18 protein-coding genes are annotated in these 23,179 nt (G+C 63.5%); 12 read left to right on the top strand and 6 right to left on the bottom strand.

Annotated features, from left to right (window positions below; genetic code table 11):
• Positions 1-10: 10 nt before the first annotated feature.
• Both ubiB and LNV28_RS22535 read right to left on the bottom strand, forming a co-directional pair.
• Positions 11-1,567, bottom strand: coding sequence for a ubiquinone biosynthesis regulatory protein kinase UbiB (gene ubiB, locus LNV28_RS22540; protein WP_263519980.1), 1,557 nt, complete (start codon positions 1,565-1,567; stop codon positions 11-13).
• The gene (locus tag LNV28_RS22535) at positions 1,564-2,088 is read right to left on the bottom strand and encodes a hypothetical protein (RefSeq protein WP_263519981.1); all 525 of its coding nucleotides are present in this window, start codon (positions 2,086-2,088) and stop codon (positions 1,564-1,566) included. Before LNV28_RS22535 ends, ubiB begins: the two co-directional genes overlap by 4 nt.
• 189 nt (positions 2,089-2,277) lie before the next feature.
• On the opposite strand from LNV28_RS22535, the gene LNV28_RS22530 reads away from it, so the two are divergent.
• The 9 genes from LNV28_RS22530 (at position 2,278) to rfbC (ending at position 12,290) form a co-directional block, all read left to right on the top strand.
• On the top strand, positions 2,278-3,666 hold the full coding sequence (locus LNV28_RS22530; RefSeq protein WP_263519982.1) for an undecaprenyl-phosphate glucose phosphotransferase: 1,389 nt from the start codon (positions 2,278-2,280) through the stop codon (positions 3,664-3,666).
• Between the two features lie 92 nt (positions 3,667-3,758).
• Positions 3,759-5,006: a porin family protein gene (locus LNV28_RS22525; RefSeq protein ID WP_263519983.1), complete on the top strand. Its 1,248-nt coding sequence runs from the start codon at positions 3,759-3,761 to the stop codon at positions 5,004-5,006.
• 11 nt (positions 5,007-5,017) lie between these two features.
• Positions 5,018-6,040, top strand: coding sequence for a UDP-glucose 4-epimerase GalE (gene galE / locus LNV28_RS22520; RefSeq protein ID WP_263519984.1), 1,023 nt, complete (start codon positions 5,018-5,020; stop codon positions 6,038-6,040).
• 14 nt (positions 6,041-6,054) lie between these two features.
• Complete coding sequence (locus LNV28_RS22515; protein WP_263519985.1) at positions 6,055-7,494, top strand: mannose-1-phosphate guanylyltransferase/mannose-6-phosphate isomerase; 1,440 nt, start codon at positions 6,055-6,057, stop codon at positions 7,492-7,494.
• 51 nt (positions 7,495-7,545) lie between these two features.
• Positions 7,546-8,826 (top strand): nucleotide sugar dehydrogenase, encoded by a 1,281-nt coding sequence (locus LNV28_RS22510; protein ID WP_263519986.1) that lies wholly within the window; start codon positions 7,546-7,548, stop codon positions 8,824-8,826.
• Between the two features lie 32 nt (positions 8,827-8,858).
• Positions 8,859-9,917: a dTDP-glucose 4,6-dehydratase gene (gene rfbB / locus LNV28_RS22505; protein WP_263519987.1), complete on the top strand. Its 1,059-nt coding sequence runs from the start codon at positions 8,859-8,861 to the stop codon at positions 9,915-9,917.
• 1 nt (position 9,918) lies between these two features.
• Positions 9,919-10,803, top strand: a complete 885-nt coding sequence (gene rfbD / locus LNV28_RS22500) for a dTDP-4-dehydrorhamnose reductase (RefSeq protein ID WP_263519988.1) — start codon at positions 9,919-9,921, stop codon at positions 10,801-10,803.
• A gap of 48 nt (positions 10,804-10,851) precedes the next feature.
• Positions 10,852-11,739: a glucose-1-phosphate thymidylyltransferase RfbA gene (gene rfbA / locus LNV28_RS22495; RefSeq protein ID WP_263519989.1), complete on the top strand. Its 888-nt coding sequence runs from the start codon at positions 10,852-10,854 to the stop codon at positions 11,737-11,739.
• Entirely contained in the window at positions 11,739-12,290 is a 552-nt protein-coding gene (gene rfbC, locus LNV28_RS22490; RefSeq protein ID WP_263519990.1) for a dTDP-4-dehydrorhamnose 3,5-epimerase, read from the top strand. The genes rfbA and rfbC overlap by 1 nt, the downstream gene beginning before the upstream one ends.
• Before the next feature lie 63 nt (positions 12,291-12,353).
• On the opposite strand, the gene LNV28_RS22485 is transcribed toward rfbC, so the two are convergent.
• Positions 12,354-13,691 carry a UDP-glucose dehydrogenase family protein gene (locus LNV28_RS22485; RefSeq protein ID WP_263519991.1) on the bottom strand — a complete coding sequence of 446 codons (1,338 nt, stop codon included), beginning with the start codon at positions 13,689-13,691 and terminating at the stop codon, positions 12,354-12,356.
• A 201-nt stretch (positions 13,692-13,892) separates the two neighbouring features.
• Entirely contained in the window at positions 13,893-14,900 is a 1,008-nt protein-coding gene (locus LNV28_RS22480; RefSeq protein ID WP_263519992.1) for an NAD-dependent epimerase, read from the bottom strand.
• A 308-nt stretch (positions 14,901-15,208) separates the two neighbouring features.
• Between LNV28_RS22480 and wecB the strand changes: the two genes are divergently transcribed.
• The 3 genes from wecB to LNV28_RS22465 all read left to right on the top strand — a co-directional run bounded on the left by wecB (position 15,209) and on the right by LNV28_RS22465 (position 19,913).
• Positions 15,209-16,327, top strand: a complete 1,119-nt coding sequence (wecB, locus tag LNV28_RS22475; protein WP_263519993.1) for a non-hydrolyzing UDP-N-acetylglucosamine 2-epimerase — start codon at positions 15,209-15,211, stop codon at positions 16,325-16,327.
• Positions 16,328-16,475: 148 nt separating this feature from the next.
• Positions 16,476-17,192 carry a WecB/TagA/CpsF family glycosyltransferase gene (locus LNV28_RS22470; protein WP_318013892.1) on the top strand — a complete coding sequence of 239 codons (717 nt, stop codon included), beginning with the start codon at positions 16,476-16,478 and terminating at the stop codon, positions 17,190-17,192.
• 219 nt (positions 17,193-17,411) lie between these two features.
• Positions 17,412-19,913 carry a heparinase II/III domain-containing protein gene (locus LNV28_RS22465; protein WP_263519995.1) on the top strand — a complete coding sequence of 834 codons (2,502 nt, stop codon included), beginning with the start codon at positions 17,412-17,414 and terminating at the stop codon, positions 19,911-19,913.
• A 90-nt stretch (positions 19,914-20,003) separates the two neighbouring features.
• On the opposite strand, the gene LNV28_RS22460 is transcribed toward LNV28_RS22465, so the two are convergent.
• Entirely contained in the window at positions 20,004-22,013 is a 2,010-nt protein-coding gene (locus LNV28_RS22460; RefSeq protein ID WP_263519996.1) for an alginate lyase family protein, read from the bottom strand.
• On the bottom strand, positions 22,010-23,140 hold the full coding sequence (locus LNV28_RS22455; RefSeq protein WP_263519997.1) for a glycosyltransferase family 4 protein: 1,131 nt from the start codon (positions 23,138-23,140) through the stop codon (positions 22,010-22,012). The genes LNV28_RS22460 and LNV28_RS22455 overlap by 4 nt, the downstream gene beginning before the upstream one ends.
• Positions 23,141-23,179: the final 39 nt, after the last annotated feature.

Below are 23,179 nucleotides of genomic sequence, written 5' to 3'. Positions count from 1 at the left end.
CCCTTCACTTTCAGAAGAAATGCCAGCGCAGAACCAGCTGGGTGACCAGCAAGCCCAGGGTGAAGCCCACGGCGCCGTAGAGCAAGGCCTGCAAGAGGCGATTGGTGCGGCGCTGCTCACGCAAAAGGGCTTCGAGTGCGCGCGAATCGGGCGCTGTAGCCTGGCGCTTGAGGGCGTCATGGAGCAGGCGCGGCAATTCAGGGAAGAGCTGGGCATAACGCGGCGCTTCCTTCTTGACCTGGTTGATCAGGGCGCGCCAGCCGACCTGCTCGTTCATCCAACGCTCCAGGAAGGGCTTGGCCGTGGCCCAGAGATCGAGTTCTGGGTCGAGTTGGCGCCCCAGGCCCTCAACATTGAGCAGGGTCTTCTGCAGCAGCACCAGCTGAGGCTGGATCTCGACATTGAAACGACGCGAAGTCTGGAACAGGCGCATCAGAACCTGGCCCAGAGAAATGTCCTTGAGCGGCCGGTCGAAATGCGGCTCGCAGACGGCGCGCACCGCGCCTTCAAGCTCATCCACCCGGGTGTCAGCCGGCACCCAGCCCGAGGCGATGTGCAGCTCGGCCACGCGCTTGTAGTCGCGCTGGAAGAAGGCGATGAAGTTCTGCGCCAGGTACTCTTTATCGACCTCGGTCAGGGTGCCGATGATGCCGAAATCGAGCGCCACATAACGGCCGAAAGTGGCGGGATCCAGGCTGACCTGGATATTGCCCGGGTGCATGTCGGCGTGGAAGAAACCATCGCGGAAGACCTGGGTGAAGAAGATGGTGACACCGTCGCGCGCCAGTTTGGGGATGTCGATGCCGGCTGCCTTGAGCCGGTCGAGCTGCGAGATCGGCACGCCCTTCATGCGCTCCATCACGATGACCTCGGTGCTGCACATATCCCAGTGCATCTCGGGCACCATGATCAGGTCCAGGCCGGCCATATTGCGGCGCAGCTGCGCGGCATTGGCGGCCTCGCGAACCAGGTCCAGCTCGTCGTGCAGATAGGTGTCGAACTCGGCCACCACCTCGCGCGGCTTGAGCCGCCGGCCGTCGGCCGAGAGGCGTTCGATCCAGCCCGCCAAGGTGCGCAGCAGGGCCATATCGTCGTCGATGGTGTCCAGCATGCCCGGCCGCAAGACCTTGACCGCGACCTCGCGGCCGTCCTTCAAGGTGGCGAAATGGACTTGCGCGATCGATGCGCTGGCCACAGGCTCTGCATCGAAGCTGCCGAACAACTGTTCCACCGACTTGCCGAAGGCCTTCTCGACCAAGGCGCGCGACTCGGCGGCCGGGAACGGCGGCACATCGTCCTGCAGCTTGGACAGCTCCAGCACGATGTCCTCGGGCACCAGATCACGCCGGGTGGACAAGACCTGGCCGAATTTGACGAAGATGGGGCCCAGGTGCTCAAGCGCGAGACGCAGGCGCACCCCGCGCGGCTGCTGCCAGCTGCGGCCCAAGGAGATGGTGCGACGCAGCAGCTGAAAACGTCGGCGACGCAGGCCCGACAGGGCCAGATCATCCAGGCCGAAGCGAAGAATCGTCCAGACGATGACGAACAGCCGGGCGAAGTACCTCATGCGCTGCCGCGACCCGCCGCAGCCATTGCGCCACGCGCACCAGCGGCCAGGCCACCCAAGGCCGTGGCAATGGCACGACCCCAGCGCGCCAGCTGGTGTGCCGCCACCGGCCCCAACAAGGCGGCCAGATCGTCTTCCATGTCCCAACGCAGGTTCTCGATCAACCAGTTCATCGCGCCGGCAAAGGCGGCGTCGCCCTGCACCGACACCTGGGGTTTCTGCCCGGTGAAGGACGCCAGAGCCAGCAGTGCGGGATTGCTGGCGTCGATGTCGATGCGCAGCGCGCCCTCGGGCGCCTGCTCCAAACGCTCGAACAAGCCCGCCGGTGTGACGCCCAAGGCCAAATCGGGGGCCTGGGGCAAGAGGGTCGGCCAGTTCTGCAGGTGCAGCAGCACGGATTGCCCGGCAAATGGCTGCAAACGCGCCATCGCCAGCGCTTCGCGGCTGATGACATGATTGAGCAACAAGATCATGCGATCCTGCGCGGCCGGTGCAAACATGGAAGTCCATTCTTGAAGCATGGCGCGGATTGTAGGGAGTGCGACCGACGCTCCGGTTTCTAGGGGGAAGCGGGGAGAAGGTGACCCACGGAACTGAGAGAGAATCCGCAAAATTTTTCCCTCACAGGAAGGGGCGCTCGGGCATGTCGAGAGTCAGCAAGACCAAAGAAACAAAAACAATGCCGCCCGGCACCAAGGAGTTCAGGAACGATGTTCGAGGATAGAAGTTACAAAAGAACGTTTTACAGCGCGCCCCAGTCCATCGAGTCCTTCATCGCCGCATTTCTAGAGCCTGGCTTGGTGGTGCTCTGCTATCTGGCGGTGAACTTCTACTTCCATGAACCGGTGGTGCGCTCGGACCTGACCCTGTGCCTGCTCGTCTTCGCCCTGACATTTCCCGGACGCAACCGCTTCGCCGACACCACCATCAGCGCCGCCATTGACGTGGTCGGCTCTTGGCTCGCCCTGCTTTTCATCCTCGGACTGTGCGGCTATGCGACCAACAGCATGGGCTATTTCGACGACTCGGTGCTGCTGTGGTGGGTGGTCCTGACCCCCTTGCTGCAGATTCTGGCGATCAAGTGCGGCGCCCTGTTGCGCCGCCAGCGCGTTCGTGCGACACGTCGTGCGGCCGTCATCGTGGGCGGCGGCCCGCTGGGCGCCAAAGTTGCTCGTGCGCTGCGCGAAGGGCCGGACAAGGGCATTGATTTCCTCGGCTTCTTCGATGACCGCCAGGACGAGCGCCTGCATCCCGAGGCCAACAGCAAGCTGCTGGGCATGCTCAGCGAGCTCAGCGACTATGTGCGCCAGCACGGCGTGCGCGAGGTCTACATCACCCTGCCCCTGGGCTCGCAGCCGCGCATCGTGCAGTTGCTGGAACAGATCCAGGGCACGACGGCCAGCCTTTTCTTTGTGCCGGATGTCTTCGGTATCAGCATCATTCAGGGCCGCTTACAGGACATGAACGGCGTGCCCGTGGTGGGCATTTGCGAGACCCCCTTCACCGGCACCAATGAACTGATCAAGCGGGTCAGCGACATCGTGCTGGCCTGCCTGATCCTCGTCCTGATCTCGCCCATCCTGCTCGCCGTGGCCGTGGGCGTGAAGCTGAGCTCGCCCGGACCGGTCATCTTCAAGCAGCGTCGCAATGGCCTCGACGGAGAAGAGATCCTGGTCTACAAGTTCCGTTCCATGCGCGTCATGGACAACGGCGCGGTGGTCAAGCAGGCCACCAAGGGCGACCCGCGCATCACCAAATTCGGTGCCTTCATTCGCCGGACCTCGCTCGACGAGCTGCCGCAGTTCGTCAATGTGCTGCAAGGGCAGATGAGCATCGTCGGCCCGCGGCCCCATGCCGTGGCCCACAACGAGGAGTATCGGCAGCTGATCAAGGCCTATATGGTCCGCCACAAGGTCAAACCGGGCATCACCGGCTGGGCCCAGGTCAATGGCCTGCGTGGTGAAACCGACACGATCGACAAGATGAAAGCGCGGGTCGAATACGATCTGGAATATCTGCGCAACTGGTCGCTGGCCCTGGACCTGCAGATCATTCTGCGCACGGCCCGCCTGATGCTGTTCGACCGCCACGCCTATTGAGGCGCCCGGACGCTACGCAGAAACCCCGCCGCACCGGCGCTCGCCCTCAATTCGAGACAGCGGCGGTGGCGACCACCCAAGGATTCTTTCTCATGCTTCCGCTCAGGCCACGTGCTCCCGCCCCCCTCGCTCAGATCGCCCTGTTCAGTTCCGCCTTGCTGGCCGGCGCTTTCAGCGCGCCGGCACACGCTGAGGCCAACCCCTACTACATCGGCGCCGCACTGAACCTCAGCCATGTCTCAAACATCTACCGGCAGAACAGCAGCGCCAACAACGACACGGTGAGCACCGCCAGCCTGCTGGCCGGCTTGGACCAGCGCTTCGGCCGCCAGCGACTGTTCGCGGACGCCTCCCTGCAAGCCAACCGCTATCAGAGCAACAGTGGCCTGAACAATCGCGGCTACACCTTGAAAGCCGGGCTCGACTGGGACACCGTGGAGCGGCTGTCCGGCAGCCTCAGCGTCAACAACAGCCGCTCGCTGGCCAACTACAACATCGGCAACGGCGTCCAGCCCATCTTCAAGAAGAACGTCGAGGACAACAAGCAGTTGGATTTCGTCGCCCGCCTGGGTCTGGCCACCAAGATTTCGATGGAAGCACAGGGTGGACTGCGCAGCCGGCGCTTCACCGCGCAGGAGTACGCACGCCTGGAGTTCGATCAAAAGCGCGCCTCCCTGGGCCTGTACTACCGCCCCAGCAGCGACCTCTCGGTCGGCCTGGCCGGTCGGCTGACACGTGATGAATACCCACGCTACAACCTCGTCAGCCCCATCACGGGCAGCTACACCGCCAGCATTTTCGAACGCAAGGACCTGGACCTGACCAGCCGCGTCGTCCTGAGCGGAGCCAGCACCGTAGAAGGCCGCATCAGCAGCGGGCGGTCCAAGCTCAAATTGGGCCAAGGCCTCAGCTTCTCGGGGATCACCGGGCGCGTGAGCTGGCTCTGGCAGCCCACGGCACGCTGGAACCTGAGCAGTACATTCAGTCGCGATACTGGACTGGAGACCTCTTTTTTCAATGTCGGCGGCAACAGCCTCAGCTCGGATCAGAACCGCATCAACACCGGTATGCAGTTTTCGGCGAGTTACGAGCTCAGCGCAAAGCTTGCCCTGAACGCCGGTTTCAGCACCAGCAAGACCGACCGCCGCGACGAGTTCCTGAACCAGCAAAACGACAGCTACGACCGCGACAAGAGTTTCAATCTAGGCGTACGTTGGGCCTACTCGCGAGGCATTCAGCTGGGCTGCCAATACAGCAAGGCCTCCCGCGACAGCAGCATCGCCGTGTATGTCTTCGATGCCGACAGCTACGGCTGCTACGGCCAGATCATCCTGAATTGAACTCCATGCCCATGGCTAACACCATTCTCCTGACCGGCGCCGCCGGCTATATCGCCTCTCACACCTGGTTGGCCCTGCAAGCGGCCGGCTACCGGGTCGTGGGCGTCGACAACTTCAGCAACAGCTCGCCCGAGGTCTTGAAACGCCTGGCCACGCTCAGCGGCCAGACGCCGGTGTTCGAGCAGGCCGATGTTTGCGACCCCGCGGCCATGGCCGCGGTGTTCGCGCGTCACCGGCCGCAGGCAGTGGTCCACTTTGCGGCCTTCAAGGCGGTGGGCGAGTCGACCCAGCAGCCCCTGGCCTATTACCGCAACAACCTGGGCGGACTGGTCAACACCTGCGAGCAGATGCGGGCCCATGGCTGCTCGCGCATCGTCTTCAGCAGCAGCGCCACGGTCTATGGCGTGCCCAAGCATTTGCCCCTGCGCGAAGATGCCGCTCTTTCGGCCGTCAACCCCTACGGCGCAACCAAGCTGATGGGTGAGACGATTCTGCGCGACCTGAGCGCCGCCGACGCGAGCTGGCAGACCGCCTGCCTGCGCTATTTCAACCCGGTCGGCGCCCACGAAAGCGGCTTGATCGGAGAAGACCCTCGCGGCACGCCGAACAATCTGATGCCTTATGTGGCCCAGGTCGCGATCGGCCGCCGGCCCCGCCTGCAGGTGTTCGGCAATGACTACAACACGCCGGACGGCACCGGGGTGCGCGATTACATCCATGTCCTGGACCTGGCCGATGGTCATGTGGCTGCTCTGCGCTTCCTTCTGGCCGGCAGCGAGTCCATCACCGTCAACCTAGGCACCGGCCAGGGATATAGCGTGCTGGACTTGGTGAAGGCCTACGAAGCAGCCAGCGGCCGACCGGTACCCTATGACATCGTGCCGCGCCGCGCGGGCGACGTGGCCGCCTGCTATGCAGATCCGACTCTGGCGCGCGAACGTCTGGGCTGGCAGGCTCGCCATGACCTGGCCCGCATGTGCGCGGACAGCTGGCATTGGCAGCACCTGAACCCCAACGGCTTTCAGCCGACCTGAGAACTGCACTGACTATGACACGCATACCCGTTCAACCCGTCATCATGGCCGGCGGCAGCGGCACCCGGCTCTGGCCACTGTCGCGGGCTGGTTACCCCAAGCAGTTCCTGGTGCTGGCCGGCAACACCAGCTTGTTCCAGCAGGCGGCGGCCCGTTTGGGCGCGCTGGCCGCGGCCGACCTGGAGATGCAAGCCCCCCTGATCGTCGGCAATGAAGAGCACCGCTTCCTGATCCTGGACCAACTGCGGGAAACCGAGCAAGAACCCGGAGCCGTGCTGCTTGAGCCCATGGGCCGCAACACCGCACCGGCCCTAACACTGGCGGCCCTGCAGGCCTTGCAGAATGGCCAGGATCCGGTGCTGGTGGTGACCCCGGCCGACCAGACCGTGACCGTGGCACAGGCCTTCACCCGCTCCCTGCAGGACGCCGTTCGCCAGGCAGCCGATGGCGCCATCGTCATCCTTGGCATCACCCCCGACCGCGCTGAAACTGGCTACGGCTACATCCGGGCCGAGGCCGATGCCACCGGCTTGGCGGTGGCCCAGTTTGTGGAGAAACCCGATGCGGCCACCGCCGAGCGCTATCTGGCCGACGGGAATTTCTACTGGAACAGCGGCATGTTCGTCTTGCGCGCCAGTGTCTGGCTGCAAGCCTTGGGTCGTTTCCGGCCCGATATCGCCGCGGCCACACAGACCGCCTGGGAGGCGCGCAAGAGCGACGCCAAGTTCGTGCGCCCAGGCAAAAACGAATTCGCCGCCGTGCCCAGCGAGTCGGTGGACTATGCGGTGATGGAGCGCTGCCCCGGCAGCGACATCCCTTTGCGCATGCTGGCCCTGGACGCCGGCTGGAACGACCTGGGCGCTTGGGAGGCAGTCTGGCAGGTGGCCGACAAGGACGCCCAAGGCAATGCCTGGCAGGGTGACGCCATCATCAGCGACAGCCACAACACCCTGGTCCACGCCACCAGCCGCTTGGTCAGCGTGGTCGGCTTGAGCGATATCGTGGTGGTGGAAACGCCGGACGCGGTTCTGGTCAGCGACCGTGCGCGCAGCCAGGAAGTGAAGAAGATCGTGGCCCGCCTGGATGCCGAGAAGCGCGGTGAGCAAACCCTGCACCGCAAAGTGCACCGCCCCTGGGGCTGGTACGACAGCATCGACTCCGGCGAGCGCTTCCAGGTCAAACGCATCATGGTCAAGCCCGGCGCTTCGCTGAGCCTGCAGATGCACCACCACCGCGCCGAGCACTGGATCGTGGTCTCAGGCACGGCGGAAATCACCAATGGCGACAAGGTCTTGCTGCTGAGCGAGAACCAGAGCACCTACATCCCGCTGGGCCAGACGCACCGTCTGGCCAACCCCGGTCGGGTGCCATTGGAAATCATTGAAGTACAGTCCGGCGCCTATTTGGGCGAGGATGACATCGTCCGCTTTGAAGACACCTACGGCCGTCAGTGACTGACGGCGCGAAGCTTTGCAATATTTCATCCTTCTTTCCAAGCATTCATCATGAGCATCATTGCCGTCGTCGGATTGGGTTATGTGGGCTTGCCCCTGGTCGTGGAATTCGGCAAGCACAGCCGCACCATCGGTTTTGACATCGCCAAAGACAAGGTCGCCAAATGCCAGGCCGGCACCGACCCCTCGCGTGAGTTGGATGACGCCGATATGGCCCTGGCCGTGCACGCCGAGTACAGCCATGACCCGGCCTGCCTGGCCGAGGCCGACGTCATCATCGTCGCCGTGCCCACACCGGTGGACGAGGCCCACATCCCCGACTTCAAGCCCCTGATCGGTTCCAGCACCAGCGTCGGCCGCCACATGAAGAAAGGCGCCATCGTCGTGTACGAGAGCACGGTCTACCCGGGCGCCACCGAAGAGGTCTGCATCCCGGTACTCGAGCGCGAGTCTGGTTTGAAGTGGAAGCAGGACTTCTTTGTCGGCTACAGCCCCGAACGCATCAACCCGGGCGACAAAGAGCACACGCTGACCAAGATCCTGAAGATCGTCTCCGGCGACACCCCCGCCACCCTGGACACCGTCGCCAAGGTCTATGAGCGCATCATCAAGCCGGGCGTTCACCGCGCCGCCAGCATCAAGGTGGCCGAGGCGGCCAAGGTGATCGAGAACACCCAGCGCGACCTGAACATCGCACTGATGAACGAGCTGTCCATCATCTTCGACAAGATCGGCATTGACACCTCCGAGGTGTTGGAAGCCGCGGGCACCAAGTGGAACTTCCTGAAGTTCAAGCCAGGCCTGGTCGGCGGTCACTGCATCGGCGTGGACCCCTACTACCTGACCCACAAGGCCGATATGCTGGGCTACCACCCGCAGGTCATCCTGGCCGGCCGGCGCATCAATGACGGCATGGGCAAGTTCATTGCCGAACAAACCATCAAGCAGATGATCGCCAGCGGCAGCGCCATCAAGGGCGCCCGCGTCAATGTGCTGGGCCTGACCTTCAAGGAAGACTGCGCCGACCTGCGCAACTCCAAGGTCATCGACATCATCCGCGAGCTGCAAAGCTACGGCGTAGAGGTGATCGTCACCGACCCGGATGCCGATGTGGAAGAGGCTGTGCATGAGTACGGCGTGCGCCCGGTCAGCTGGGCCGAGTTGCCACGTGCCGATGCCATCGTCGCGGCCGTGGCGCACAAGAGCTACAAGCAACTGAGTGTGGCCGACCTGACGGCCAAGCTGATTCCCGGCGGCGCCTTCATCGACGTCAAGGCCTCCTTCGACCAAGCGTCCTTGGAAGCTGCCGGATTGCGCGTCTGGCGTCTCTGAAGGCTGATCGCCCGCAGTAGAAGGAGCAAACCATGGCCATCCTCGTCACCGGCGGTGCCGGTTTCATCGGCAGCAACTTTGTACTCGACTGGCTGGCCCAGTGCGACGAGGCCGTCATCAATCTCGATCTGCTGAGCTATGCCGGCAATTTGGAAAACCTGGCCAGCCTGCAGGGTGACGGGCGCCATGTCTTTATGCAAGGTGATATCTGCGACCGCGCCTTGGTCGATCGGCTGCTGAGCGAACACCAGCCGCGCGCCTTGGTTCATTTCGCGGCCGAAAGCCATGTCGACCGTTCGATCAGCGGGCCAGGCGCCTTCATGCGCACCAATATCGAGGGCACCTACACCTTGCTGGAGGCCAGCCGCCAGTACTGGTCCGGCCTCGATGACGCAGCCAAAGCGGCGTTCCGCTTTCACCATGTCTCGACCGATGAGGTCTACGGTTCGCTCGCGCCCCAGGACCCGGCCTTCGCCGAGACCAAGACCTACGAACCCAACAGCCCCTACTCGGCCAGCAAGGCCGCCAGCGATCATTTGGTGCGTGCCTGGCACCACACCTACGGCCTGCCGGTGCTGACCACCAACTGCAGCAACAACTACGGCCCCTATCACTTCCCCGAGAAGCTGATCCCGCTGATGATCGTCAACGCCCTGGCCGGCAAGCCGCTGCCGGTTTACGGCGACGGTCAGCAGATCCGCGACTGGCTCTATGTCACCGACCATGCTGCGGCCATTCGCGCCGTGCTGGCCAGCGGCCGACTGGGTGAGACCTACAACATCGGCGGTTGGAACGAGATGGCGAACATCGACATCGTCAAGACCGTCTGCACCCTGCTGGACGAGCTGCGCCCAGATCCGGCTGGCCCTTACAGCCGCCTGATCACCTACGTCAAGGACCGCCCCGGCCACGATCGGCGTTATGCCATTGACGCTCGCAAGATCGAGCGTGAACTGGGCTGGCGTCCGGCCGAGACCTTTGCCAGCGGCATTCGCAAGACGGTGCAGTGGTATCTCGACCACCCGGATTGGATCGCGCGGGTGCAAAGCGGCGCCTATCGAGACTGGGTCTCGCAGCAGTACGGAGCCTGAATTGACACGCATCCTCCTGCTGGGCAAAAACGGCCAGGTCGGCTGGGAGCTGCAGCGCGCGCTCAGCCCCTTGGGCGAGCTGATTGCGCTGGACCGCCATGACGGCGGCGACCTGACGGACAGCGCAGCTCTGAGCGCCACCGTGCGGCGCATCGCACCACAGCTGATCGTCAATGCGGCCGCCTACACGGCTGTGGACAAGGCCGAAAGCGACAGCAGCACTGCGCAGCAGATCAATGCCACAGCGCCCGGGCTGCTGGCCGATGAAGCCGCACGCCTCGGCGCCCTGCTCGTGCACTACAGCACCGATTACGTCTTCGATGGCAGCGGCGATCAGGCCCGTGACGAAGCGGCTGCAACGGCACCGCTGAGCGTCTATGGCGCCAGCAAGTTGGCCGGTGAAGAGGCGATTCGCGCCAGCGGCTGCCAGCACCTGATCCTGCGCACCAGCTGGGTCTATGCGGCACGGGGCGCCAACTTTGCCAAGACCATGTTGCGCCTGGCCGCCGAACGTGAGCAGCTGAGCGTGATCTCTGATCAGATCGGCGCGCCCACCGGGGCCGACCTCCTGGCCGACTTGTGCGCCCACATGGCCCGAGCGACCTTGCGCGATCCAAGCTTGGCCGGCACCTACCACGCGGTCGCCGCCGGAGCGACCAGCTGGTACGCCTATGCCTGCCATGTGATCGAGTTCGCGCGCGCTCGCGGCACAGCACTGCGGGTCGCGCCCGACCAGGTGCAGGCCATTCCGACCGAGGCATACCCCACACCGGCGCGCCGCCCCTTGAATTCGCGCCTGGCAACAGACAAACTCCAGCAAGCCTTCGGTCTTCGCCTGCCCCACTGGCAGCAGGGCGTCGAGCGCATGCTGGCCGAGATCCTCTAAACCCTGAGTGGCCGGGCCGCCCACGGCGCACAGGCCCAAGGAGTCGCAATGAGCAAGACCCGCAAAGGCATCATCCTCGCCGGAGGCTCCGGCACCCGCCTGCACCCCGCCACCCTGGCCATGAGCAAGCAACTGCTGCCGGTCTACGACAAGCCCATGGTGTACTACCCGCTGAGCACCTTGATGCTGGCGGGCATCCGCGACATCCTGTTGATCAGCACGCCGCAGGACATTCCGCGCTTCGAGGCCTTGCTCGGCGATGGTGCTCGCTGGGGCCTGAACATCAGCTACTGCGTACAGCCCAGCCCGGACGGCCTGGCCCAGGCATTCATCCTTGGCCGCGACTTCATCGACGGCGCGCCCAGCGCCCTGGTGCTCGGCGACAACATCTTCTATGGCAACGACTTCCAAAGCCTCTTGGTTCATGCTGACAGCACGGATACCGGCGCCACCGTCTTTGCCTACCACGTGACCGACCCGGAGCGTTACGGCGTGGTGGAGTTCGACGGGCAGCAAAAGGCCTTGTCGATCGAAGAAAAACCCAAGTTGCCGAAAAGCAATTACGCAGTGACCGGCTTGTATTTCTATGACGAGCAAGTTTGTGACATCGCCGCTGCAATCAAGCCCAGCCCTCGTGGCGAACTCGAAATCACCGACGTCAATGCCCAGTACCTGCGCCAGAACCAGCTTCAGGTGGAAATGATGGGCCGCGGCTATGCCTGGCTGGACACCGGCACCCACGACAGCCTGCTGGAAGCCGGCCAGTTCATTGCCACGCTGGAACGACGCCAAGGCCTGAAAGTCTCGTGCCCGGAAGAGATTGCCTTCCGCTCGGGCTGGATCTCGGCTGAACAGCTGGCGGCGTTGGCGCAACCCCTTGCCAAGAACGGTTATGGCCAGTACTTGCAGAAGCTGCTGTCTGAAAAGGCGTTCTGATGAAGGTCTCCGCCACCTCCCTGCCCGACCTCCTGATCATCGAACCGCGAGTCTTCGGTGATGCCCGAGGTTTTTTTACCGAAAGCTGGAGTGAGAAGGTCTTTGACGAAGCGGTGGGGCAGCCCGTGCGCTTCGTCCAAGACAACCACTCGCGCTCGGCGCGCGGCGTGCTGCGCGGCCTGCACTACCAGCTGCCACCGCATGCCCAGGGCAAGCTGGTGCGCTGTGTGTCGGGCGCGGTCTTCGATGTAGCCGTGGATTTGCGGCGTTCCAGTCCCCACTTCGGTCGCTGGGCAGGCGTCGAACTGAGCGCCGACAACCATCGCCAGCTCTGGATCCCGCCAGGCTTCGCCCATGGGTTTCTGGTGCTGAGTGAGAGCGCCGACTTTCTCTACAAGACCACCGACACCTACGCCCCGCAAGCCGAGGGTTCGGTGCGCTGGGATGACCCGGCGATCGGCATCGAATGGCCGGACCTGGGGCTGGCTCCCTTGCTGGCGGAGAAAGACCTGAAGGCGCCGCTGCTGAAAGACGCCAAGCACTTCGACTGAGTTGCAGCGTCAAGGTCGGGCATCGCCCTGACCCGCAAGCGCTTCAGGCCGTGCAACGCACCTTCAGCGCATGGACTGGCCGCCCCGGCCAATGCCGTGATGCTCCAGACCCATGGCCTGCATCAAGGCGGGCTCCCACTGGTTGCGACCATCGAAGACCACGGGCTGTTTCAGCGCGCTCTTGATGCCGTCGAAATCAGGCGTACGGAATTCCTTCCACTCGGTCACCAGGAGCAGGGCGTCGGCGTCGCCCAGGGCAGCCTCGGCGCTGTCGCAGAAACGCAGGCCGTCCAGATGGCCCAGCAAACGCTGAGCTTCGGGCATGGCGACCGGGTCGTAGGCAGCCAATGTGGCGCCGCGCTTCAACAACTCCTGCACGATCACCAGGGCCGGTGCCTCGCGCATATCGTCAGTATTGGGCTTGAAAGCCAGGCCCCAGAGCGCGAAATGTCGGCCCGCCAGATCGCCGCCAAAGCGCTCCACCACCTTGTCCACCAGCAAGAGCTTCTGGCGTTCGTTGGCCTCCTCGACCGCCGTTAGCACACGCAGCGGGATACCCTCGCCTTCGGCAGCGCGGATCAAGGCTTTGACATCCTTGGGAAAGCAGGAACCGCCATAGCCGGCGCCGGCATAGAGAAAGCTGTAGCCGATGCGCGGATCCGAGCCGATGCCGCGGCGCACCAACTCGATGTCAGCACCGACTCGCTCGGCCAGCAGCGCAAGCTCATTCATGAAGCTGATGCGGGTGGCCAGCATGGCATTGGCGGCGTACTTGGTGAACTCGGCGCTGCGCAGGTCCATGACGATCATGCGATCGTGGTTGCGCGTGAAGGGCGAGTACAGCGCACGCATGAAGAGCGTGGCCTGCTCGTCGTCCGAGCCGACGATGATGCGGTCGGGCTTCATGAAGTCCTCGACCGCCGCGCCCTCCTTGAGGAATTCTGGGTTGGAGACGACCGAGAAGTTGAGCGTCGAACCGCGCTTGGCCAACTCTTCCGCCACGGCCGCTCGCACCCGGTCGGCCGTGCCCACCGGCACCGTGCTCTTGTCGACGATGACCTTGTAATCGGTCATGCGCTGGCCGATCGAGCGAGCCGCCGCCAACACATACTGCAGGTCGGCCGAGCCGTCTTCATCGGGCGGGGTTCCCACGCCGATGAACATGATGGTGCCGTGGTTGACGGCCTGATCCACATCGGTGGTGAACTGCAGGCGGCCGGCCGCCACATTGCGGCGCACGATTTCCAGCAGCCCGGGCTCATGGATGGGGATCTGCCCCTCATTGAGGATGCGGATCTTTTCTGCATTCACATCCAGGCAGACCACATGGTTGCCCATCTCGGCCAGGCAAGCGCCCGTGACCAGACCCACATAACCGGTGCCGATGGCGGTGACTTTCATTCAGTGGCTTTCTTGTGCAGTAAGAGCAAGGCAGAGCGTCGCAAACAGAGCGTAGCGCCAAGGCCAGTTTTTAACCGCTGAATATGAAGGTCTGATGAGCCGTTTGGCGGGGGATCAGAAAAAAGCCCGCCGGCAGTGAAGCGGGCGGGCTGGCGTTCTCGGCGCGGCGCTGCTCGGCACTCAGGCCGGCAGGTCCTGGGATCAGACCTTGTAATAGTCGCGGTACCAGGCGACGAACTTGGTCACCCCGTCCGGCACCGGCATGGCCGGGCGGAACTGGGTCCAGGCGGCCAGCTCTTCAACGTCGGCATGGGTGGCCGGCACATCGCCGTCCTGCAGAGGCATGAAGTTCTTGATCGCCTCGCGGCCCACCGCCTTCTCGATCGCCTCGATGAAGGCCATCAGCTGGATCGGCGCATGGTTGCCAATATTGAAGATGCGGTAGGGCGCATTCGAGTGCGCCGGGTCGCTCTTGTCCGAGTCGTAACCGGGCTCGGGTGTGGCCGCGCGGTCCAGCACACGCACCACGCCTTCGGCGATGTCGTCCACATAGGTGAAGTCACGGATCATCTGACCGTGGTTGAAGACATTGATGGGCTTGCCTTCGATGATGGCCTTGGTGAACAGGAACAAGGCCATGTCCGGCCGACCCCAGGGGCCGTAGACGGTGAAGAAACGCAGGCCCGTGGTCGGCAGGCGGAACAGATGGCTGTAGGTGTGAGCCATCAGCTCATTGGCCTTCTTGGTCGCGGCGTACAGGCTGACCGGATGGTCAACGCTGTGGTGCTCCGAGAAGGGCATCAAGGTGTTGCCGCCGTAGACGCTCGAACTGGAGGCATAGGCCAAATGCTGCACCCCGTTGTGGCGGCAGCCTTCCAGGATGTTGGTGAAACCGACGATATTGCTGTCGATATAGGCGTGCGGGTTCTCGATCGAGTAGCGCACCCCGGCCTGAGCGGCCAAGTGGACAACACGGTCGAATTTGTGGTCCTTGAACAGCTTTTCGATGCCGGGCCGGTCCGCCACATCCATCTGCACGAACTCGAAGCCGGGCTTGGGCGTCAAGCGCGCCAGACGGTTGTGCTTGAGCTGGGGGTCGTAGTAGTCGTTGAGGTTGTCCAGGCCGACCACCTGGTCGCCGCGCGCCAAAAGGATCTGGCTGACATGCATGCCGATGAAGCCGGCCGCGCCGGTGACGAGTACTTTCACAGAATCTCCTGGTTCAGGGGCCCAGCCGAAGCTGCACGCTTCGGCCCTACCGTGCCCTCCACCGCAATGGGTGCCCGGTTTGCTGCGCGCATTCTCGCTGACAAGCGCCCTCGGTTCCGCAACAGCCCTTGCACAGCAGCGGCAAAAATCACCATCACCACCCATGTCGGGGAGTTCGAGGCGAGGCAAGGCCGCGCCGCGCACGGTCCGGCCACAAGCTGCCCCTAGAATCGCCCGCACTTGCCATGCCCGAAGCCTCTTTGAGGCGACGACCGTCTGGCCACACATCTCCAGCGAGACGCCACCCCATGACCACCAGCCCCGCCCTGCCCTGCATCCACCTGATTGCCGGCGCCCGCCCCAATTTCATGAAGATCGCGCCCATCGTGCGCGCGCTGCAGGCCGACGGCCGTCTGGCCTGGAAGATCATTCACACCGGCCAGCACTACGACCGCGACATGAATGATGTCTTCTTCGAGGAGCTCGGCATCCCCACGCCCGATGTGCGCCTGGGTTGCGGTGGCGGCACGCACGCCGACCAGACCGGCAAGATCATGCTGGCCTATGAAAGCCTGTGCGCCGCGGAGAAGCCGGCCGCCTGCCTGGTCGTCGGCGATGTCAACTCGACCCTGGCCTGCTCCATCGTCGCCAAGAAGGCCGGCATCCCGGTTGCGCACGTCGAAGCCGGCCTGCGCAGTGGCGATATGTCCATGCCCGAGGAGATCAACCGCCTGGTCACCGACGCCATCAGCGACTGGTACTTCGTCACCGAGCCCAGCGGTTACCAACATCTGCAGCGTGAAGGCAAGGACATGAGCACCGTCTACGACGTCGGCCATGTGATGGTGGACAACGTCCTGTTCCAGGCCGAGAAGCTCAAGACCCAGGACACCTCGGTTCTGGAAAGCGATGCCTACAAGCGCCAGCATCCGCGTTACGGTGTGGTCACCCTGCACCGCCCCAGCAATGTCGACAGCGCCGAAGCCCTGGAGCGCATTGCCAGCGTGCTACGCACCGTCTCGGCCGAGATCCCCCTGGTCTTCCCGGTACACCCGCGCACCCGATCCAACATCGAAAAGTTCGGCCTGCAACTGGGCGCCAATGTCACCCTGATGGGCCCGCAGGCCTACATGTCCTTCCTGCACCTGTGGAAAGACGCAGCCCTGGTGCTGACCGACAGCGGCGGCCTGCAGGAAGAAACCACCGCCCTGGGCGTGCCCTGCATCACCATGCGCGAGAACACCGAGCGCCCCATCACCGTGGACGAGGGCAGCAATGTCCTGGCCGGCACCGACCCCGCTGTCATCATCCCCCTGGCGCTGGACACCCTGAAGAACGGCGGCAAACGCGGCCGTCGTCCGGCTCTGTGGGACGGCAAGTCGGCTGAACGCATCGTCGACATTCTTGCGACCCGGCTCGGGGCCTGAGCCCAGACAAGAGGGCCCGGAGAAACACTCTGCAACCGGGTCAGAACTTTCATGTCGGGCGCCTAGAATCGCCCGCCTGCTCCCGCCCTCCGCGCCTGATTTGACTGCCGAAAGCTGCCCACCCATGAACCGCTCCCGCATCGAGATGATGGGCTGCACCATCGACAACCTGTCGATGGAAGAAACACTGCAGACCATCGAAGGCTTCATCGCCAGCGGCCGGCCGCACCAGCATGTCGTGGTCAATGTGGATAAATTGGTCAAGGCCCAGCACGACCTCGAGCTGCGCCAGATCATCAACGAGTGCGCGCTCATCAATGCCGATGGCATGCCCGTCGTCTGGGCCTCACGTCTGCTGGGAAAGCCCTTGAAGGAGCGGGTGGCCGGTGTCGATCTGTTCGAAGCGCTGATGGCGCGTGCGGCTGAAAAGGGCTGGCGCGTCTATCTACTCGGCGCCAAGGAAGACATCGTGTCCCGCGTGCTTCAGCTCTACCAGGCGCGTTTCCCCAAGCTCGTGTTCGCCGGTTATCGCAATGGCTATTGGACCGCCGGAGAGGAAAACGCCGTGGTCGACCAAATAGCAGCCGCTCGCGCAGACCTGCTGTTTGTCGCCATCAGTTCACCAAAGAAGGAACAGTTCCTCGGTGCCTACCAGGCCCGAATGAAAATCCCTTTTGCCATGGGCGTGGGCGGCACTTTCGATGTTGTTGCCGGCAAGGTCAAACGCGCACCCGTCTGGATGCAGAAGACAGGTTTCGAGTGGTTCTATCGCTTCCTGCAGGAGCCGCGCCGCATGTTTCGCCGCTACTTCATTGATGACATGGCTTTCTTCGGGCTGCTGCTGAAGGAATGGCGTCGTCGCTGACGACTCTGAGCCAAGGGCTGGCCGGGACGGCTGCCAGGACCAGAATCCCTGCGATCCCTGAACAGAAAGCGCTTTTCCGGCGATTAATGCCGGCTTAGCGCACAGCCAGATCCGCTGCCAGCCGGCACAATTGATGCTTCGGCGCGCGCCGCTGCTGCAGTGGCGCGCTTTGGCGGTTGCCGATCGCCCGCCGCACTTCAGTGCTAGGTAGTACCCATCATGGCCACTCCAACCACCCGCTTGTCTTCCCTGAGCCGCGCCAGCGCCTCGCTTTCGCTGATGCTGTTGCTCGCGGCCTGCCAGCAGCCGCAGATTCGAAGTCCGGAGCAAGAGCTGTTGAAGGTGGACCCGCCGGCTGCCGGTCTGATCCCCGCCAGCGGAGATGCCTGCACAGCGCTGCCGGCCGACTGGTTGGAGCAAACGCCAGCTCATATGCGGCGCATCTCACCGCTCGATTGCGCTAGCCTGAGCAGCACTCCGCTGTTCTCCTGGGGCGAGGCAGGCAACCGACAACTCACAACCCCCTGGACTTTGGTGATACGGCAGCGCGGTGGCGGCACCGTGTTCCTCAACCGATCCGACATCACCAGCCCCCGATTTCAACTCGGCGCCGTCTTGGCACCGGGCAGCTATGAATGGGCGGTCAGCTACACCAATACACAGGGAGCGCGTGTCAGTACCCAGTGGCGGCGTTTCGCTATCGCCGAGCCCCTCAATGCCTTGAGCAAGGCGCTATCCGCCGCGGCAACAACCACGACAGCGCCCACCATTCCCGATGGCCAGGCCATCGCGCTCGTGGCCACCAACAAGGCCCGACCCAGGATGCTGCCCAGCGGCAGCAGCTACGCCAAGATCGCGCAGGTCGCTCAGAACAGCGAAAACCTACCGGTTCTGAACACGCTGCGCGCCGGCGCAAGATTTGCGCTCACGCAGGCCTTGCCTGCTGCCCCTGTGTCATCCCAAAGTGCGTCCGGTTTGAACGCGGTGGTCAATGAGCGAACCATGCGCCAAACGGCCCGAACAGAACGCGAGTTCATGGAACGGCTCTCGTTGATCGGTCGTTTGGACGGCAACGCCGCCATGCTCGCAGCCAGCAAACTGCGCCTGCTCAATCTCGCGGCTTGGCCAGCCACAGGGCTCAGCAGTGAGAGCAACAGCGATCAGACGAACCGCGAGGTCTATCTGGCGCTGGCACAAGGCATTGACATGCTGTGGCAAGAGCTCAGCGCCTCGGAGCGCACGCTTGTAACAGCTGCGCTGCGCGCGCGCCTGCTCCAGGCCTCTGCCGCTCTTAGCTATCTCGACAAAGAACCCTACGATTCGCACGCCGTTGAAAACGTTCGTTGGGTCAACCAAGCCTTGCTGCTGGCAACTGGGCTGCCCGGCTTCCCGGAGGCCCAAAGCTTGCTGGTCAAGGCCTGGGATCTCAGCCGCTACACCCTGGGGATTTGGGGCGATGTGGACGGCAGCTTTGGCAATGGCATCGCCTACGGCTGGTACGCAGCTGTGGGGGCCATACCCTACGCAGCGTCCGTGCGGACCATCACCGGTTTCGACCTCTATCAGCTGGAGTACATGCGCAGGTCCGGCGAACAAATGATGGCGTTCACGGCGCCGAATCTGTTGCAGCCCAGTGCCTTGGGCGACGAGACCGAAACCCAGGATCTCTACGCCAACTACACCGCCAGCTATTACCGCCTGCATGCGCAAATGACACGCAATGCTCAGGACGCTTGGTATTGGAGAGTGAAGCCGGGCAATGTCAGCAACCCCAACGACGCGGTGATCTGGCAGCTGCTGCTACTGGGAGTTGATGACCGACCCATGCCTGCCGCCCTGCCGCCGACGCAGAACAGCTGGGTTTCCCGCGATGCCGGTCTGGCCGCCCTGCATGTCGATGCCAAGCTGTCCGCACGCACCAGCCTGTTCTTCCGCTCCAGCCGTTTTGGTGCGTTCAACCACTCGCATGCGGACCAAAACTCCGTTGTCTACGTCTCCCAGGGCAAGCCCTTGTTGATCAGCGCCGGCTATTACCCCTACTACAACTCTCAGCACCACAAGTCAGTCACGCGGGCCACGCGCTACAAGAATGCGCTGACTTATGACGGCGGTTTTGGTCAAAGCGAAAGTGTCGCTGGCTCCGCGAAGCCGTCCAATCCGGCACACAGCCTGGAAGCCAGTGGTGACATCATCTACCACGAGACAAGAGGCTCGCTCTCGGCTGTGACAGGCGATGCCGCCTTGGCCTACCGCACCATCGACATGAACACCGGCGCCTGGACCCCTCAGCTCAGCAATGCTGTCCGCAGCGTGGTGATGGACCGCGCCAGCGGCGTCACCTTGATTTACGACTGGGCCACCAGCAGCAAGGCCCGGCAATGGGAGCTGAATTTCCACTCGCCCAATGCCTTTGTCGCAGATGCGAGCACCGTCAAGGCCAGCAATGGCGCAGCTTCGGTTTGCCTGGATCGCCACGGCCCCGCCACCAGCTTCGCGCAGACCATGGCCTGGGACGTGCCGCCAGAAGCGCCCATGCCGGCCCAAGCTCATGCGCGCTTCACCGCCTTGACCCGAAGCACCGAACTGGCGCACCTCACCGTTCTGCGCGACGGCTGCAAGATCACGCCCTTGCAAGTCAGTCAGCAAGGCACCCGCATTGCCGTGGTTCTGGGCAATCAGGTCATCAGCTTCGACAAGCGCTCCACGCAACTGCCTCCGTGACGGGGCTCGCAGGCCCGCTTTGTCGTGAAGCCGGCCTGCGACAAATGGACTCAGGGACCTTGACCTACAGGCACCGACATCGTTGCAGCCTCATCGAGGTCGAATCCTCAGGACCGTGCGCAAGATCTGACCGGGCTTGAGCTGAGCAGCGACCGTGAGCACCGGCGCGGGGCGTTTTTCGTAGAAAGCATGGGACGCCCAGCCCTGCAACTCCTGATCGGTTTCGACACCGCAGCTCACCCAACCCTGGAGTTCGGCGCCACTAAGCTCCAGCTGCAATTGATTTTTTGATGCAACGAGAGCGCCGCGTTGCACCGCGCCGTCCCAATGCATCTGGCCGTCCGGCGTGCCATGCCAGAACAGCTCCACGCCATGGGTCTGCTGGCACTCCAACCAGTCTTCGACCGTCAGGCAGCCGGCCTCGGCATTCCAGCTGACGCGGCGGTGGTGATGCACAGGGTCCTTCAAGCGGGTGTAGCCGTCATGGCTGGCGTGGATCACGGCACCATCTTCACTGACTGCATGAATGCGCGTGTTGACGTCTTGAAGCCAAAGAAAGCTGGCGCCGTAGATGGACTGGTCTTCACCATCCACACGCAAGGTGTTGTGTGCCGACGTGCCTCGGAAGAACTTCCGCCAATGTGGGGCTGAGTTGTAGCAATAGGTGCCGGAGTCCAGCAGCAAAGCTTCACCAGCAACGCTGAGCAACACCGACAAGGCATCGGCATGGCCATGGCCTGCAATGCCCAGACAGCCCAAGGGGCCGCAGTCAAAGCTGACGCGGACCTCGTCACCTCGGTGCAGGTCTGAGCCCATCAGCATCAGCCCGCCTTCCGGAAAATGTCGTGGCAGCTCGCTCAGTCGATCGGGAGCGGTCGGCGGCGGGGCTTGCCGAGTCAGCCAAGACACCGCCTTGTCTGCGGCAGGGTTCACCGCGCAAGCCTTCGCTTGCAAGTCTGCGCGCTGAAACAAAGTAGCTCCGACAGCCAACAAGCATTGGTCAGGCGTGCCCTTGCCGTAGCCGAGGCGAAAGACCTCGCCGTCATCTGAATCGCCAAAACCGGGCGTGGCCCCCTGGCAATCCATCTGGGCACCGAGAAAGACCATGGCGGACTCGACACGGTGCCAATACGCATCCGAAAAATCGTGCCCAGCGGCCCGCCCTGCAAGGCCTGCCGCCAGCACGAACTGCAGGGCGAAGCCGTGATAGCCCGTGGCTTGTTCCCAGTTGGCGCCATCCGAACTGAACTGCTTCTGCGCCTCGCGCTCGAGGATTGCGTGCGCCGAGTTGCGCAGCGCTTGGCTTGCCGGCCAGCAGTCCCAGGTGCACGCGGCAACGAAGACGCCCGCCGCTTCGCCCAGCAAATGGTTGTTCCCTGAGGAGTGAAAGGAGTAGTTGTCGCTGGCAAAGCGCATGTGCTGGTAGATGCTGCACAACCAGTTCTGCCGCAATGCCTGGCCCCGACTGCCCACGAACAAGGCGGAGTTGGCGCCGCCAATCAGATGCCAGACCAGACTCCAATTGATCAAGCGAATGCCCTGCTCCACCGGCGATGACCAGTTCGGCCCCAAGGGATACGGGCAGGATTCAAGCCAACGCGCCAGATGTTGGCCCAGGGCATGCAGGTACTTGCTGTGGCCCGTGTGCGCGTAAGCCTGTGCCAGGCGCACCCACCAGAGGTGGCGGTTCAGTTCCCACAAGAACTTGATGTCGATATCGCCGGCCATGTGGCGGAAATCAATGCTCAGGCCGAAATCCAGAGGCACCGGGTGGCCGGTTCTGGGGTCGGCATTCCAGTCCGGGGCGGCAGCGCTGAAATCAAGGTCCAGGCCAAAAATGCGCGGGCCACGCGCCAGCAAGGTCTGGGCGTCTGCCTCCAGTTCGCGGCCATCGGCCTCGCTCAAGGCGGGTGCCCAGGCCCAGGCAGCACCAAAGCCCGGCTTGGCCAGCAGCGGCGGCGGCTGGCGCGCGTCCCAGAAACCTCGAGACTGCGCAGCCGTGCGCACGAAGCCACCCACCCGATAGGGAATCTCCGCCGCACTGATGCGGCTGAGGCGCCGCGTCAGCCAACGCAAACGCTCGGCACTGGGCAACTTCATGCTTTGGATTCCGCCAACGCCGAATGATCAGATGAGGCGCTGAGTTCGGGCACATCGCGCAGGCCTGCCTGCCTGTACAGGGCCAGCAATTTGGGCAGATTGGCTTGGTGAGAGAACTTGGCGAGAAACGCCTTCCGGCCTTCGGCACCCATGCGCTCCGCACATTGCCGGTCACCCAGAATGGTCAGCAAAGCCTGGGCCAGGCCGGGGATGTCGCCAGGGCTGCGCAAAAGCCCGGTGAGCTCCGCTTGCACCGCCTCAGCAATACCGCCAATCGGGCACGACACGACCGCCCGCGACCTCGCCATGGCCTCCAAGATGGCCATGGGCAAGCCCTCGTGGTAGGAGGGCAGAGCGAACAGCCAGGCCTGATGGAACAGCTGCTCCTTGCGCTCGGTATTCACCCAACCCGCGAACTCAACCGAGGCCGCCAATCCGAGCCGAGCCACCTCGGCATGCAGCTTGTCCACCTCCCCGTCGCCGCCGATCACGAGCCGGGCCTCAGGCAGGCGTTCCAAGACTCGCGCGAAGGCCTGCAGCAGATCGAAGGTGCCCTTGCGGTCGCCGATTCGGCCGAGAAACAGTGCAGTCGGCACAGCGCCCAGAACCGGCGCATCGGCGCCTTGCTCCGTGGCTGAGGACAAAGAATTGAACAAGACGTCCACCCGCGCATTCGGCTCCACCCGCAAAACCCATTGGCGCCATTCGGTCGACAAGGCGAGCACACGGAAGGAGCGGCGAAGCATGAAACGAATGCAGCTTTGGCGCCAGCGGCTGCCATCGGCATGGAACGATTCGAAGTCACTGCCATGCAGATGAACGACCACGGGCACGCGCAGAAGGAATGCCGGGGCGAGCAAGATCAGCTTGCGCCAAAAACTGCCCCCATGTGAGGTGTGCGCATGGACCAAGGACACTCGGCCCAGGCAGAGCGCCGGCCACAAAGTCCAGCACGCGCGCAAAAACGGCAGCACGCGGCCCCACTTCGAGCGGTCGTGATGACTGACCAACAAGCGCATGGCCCCGTTGTCGAACAGCCCGGCTTGCTGGTACTGCCGAATGACGGTCGCGATCCCGCCCTTGCCGGCTGGAGCGGTGGACAGCATCCAGATCTGTTGCTTGCTCATCTTCTATCGTCCAAGATTCAACAGCCTGGCAGGCGCGAG

Source organism: Paucibacter sp. DJ2R-2 (assembly GCF_025717675.1).
Lineage (GTDB): Bacteria > Pseudomonadota > Gammaproteobacteria > Burkholderiales > Burkholderiaceae_C > Paucibacter_A.
Note: the sequence above shows the minus strand (reverse complement) of the source record. Positions and strands in the feature narration are given on the sequence as shown.

Bases quoted from the DNA above. Each gene is read 5' to 3' on its own strand.
- ubiB (WP_263519980.1), bottom strand. From the start codon at position 1,567: ATGAGGTACTTCGCCCGGCTGTTCGTCATCGTCTGGACGATTCTTCGC.
- LNV28_RS22535 (WP_263519981.1), bottom strand. From the start codon at position 2,088: ATGCTTCAAGAATGGACTTCCATGTTTGCACCGGCCGCGCAGGATCGC.
- LNV28_RS22530 (WP_263519982.1), top strand. From the start codon at position 2,278: ATGTTCGAGGATAGAAGTTACAAAAGAACGTTTTACAGCGCGCCCCAG.
- LNV28_RS22525 (WP_263519983.1), top strand. From the start codon at position 3,759: ATGCTTCCGCTCAGGCCACGTGCTCCCGCCCCCCTCGCTCAGATCGCC.
- galE (WP_263519984.1), top strand. From the start codon at position 5,018: ATGGCTAACACCATTCTCCTGACCGGCGCCGCCGGCTATATCGCCTCT.
- LNV28_RS22515 (WP_263519985.1), top strand. From the start codon at position 6,055: ATGACACGCATACCCGTTCAACCCGTCATCATGGCCGGCGGCAGCGGC.
- LNV28_RS22510 (WP_263519986.1), top strand. From the start codon at position 7,546: ATGAGCATCATTGCCGTCGTCGGATTGGGTTATGTGGGCTTGCCCCTG.
- rfbB (WP_263519987.1), top strand. From the start codon at position 8,859: ATGGCCATCCTCGTCACCGGCGGTGCCGGTTTCATCGGCAGCAACTTT.
- rfbA (WP_263519989.1), top strand. From the start codon at position 10,852: ATGAGCAAGACCCGCAAAGGCATCATCCTCGCCGGAGGCTCCGGCACC.
- rfbC (WP_263519990.1), top strand. From the start codon at position 11,739: ATGAAGGTCTCCGCCACCTCCCTGCCCGACCTCCTGATCATCGAACCG.
- LNV28_RS22485 (WP_263519991.1), bottom strand. From the start codon at position 13,691: ATGAAAGTCACCGCCATCGGCACCGGTTATGTGGGTCTGGTCACGGGC.
- wecB (WP_263519993.1), top strand. From the start codon at position 15,209: ATGACCACCAGCCCCGCCCTGCCCTGCATCCACCTGATTGCCGGCGCC.
- LNV28_RS22470 (WP_318013892.1), top strand. From the start codon at position 16,476: ATGGGCTGCACCATCGACAACCTGTCGATGGAAGAAACACTGCAGACC.
- LNV28_RS22465 (WP_263519995.1), top strand. From the start codon at position 17,412: ATGGCCACTCCAACCACCCGCTTGTCTTCCCTGAGCCGCGCCAGCGCC.
- LNV28_RS22460 (WP_263519996.1), bottom strand. From the start codon at position 22,013: ATGAAGTTGCCCAGTGCCGAGCGTTTGCGTTGGCTGACGCGGCGCCTC.
- LNV28_RS22455 (WP_263519997.1), bottom strand. From the start codon at position 23,140: ATGAGCAAGCAACAGATCTGGATGCTGTCCACCGCTCCAGCCGGCAAG.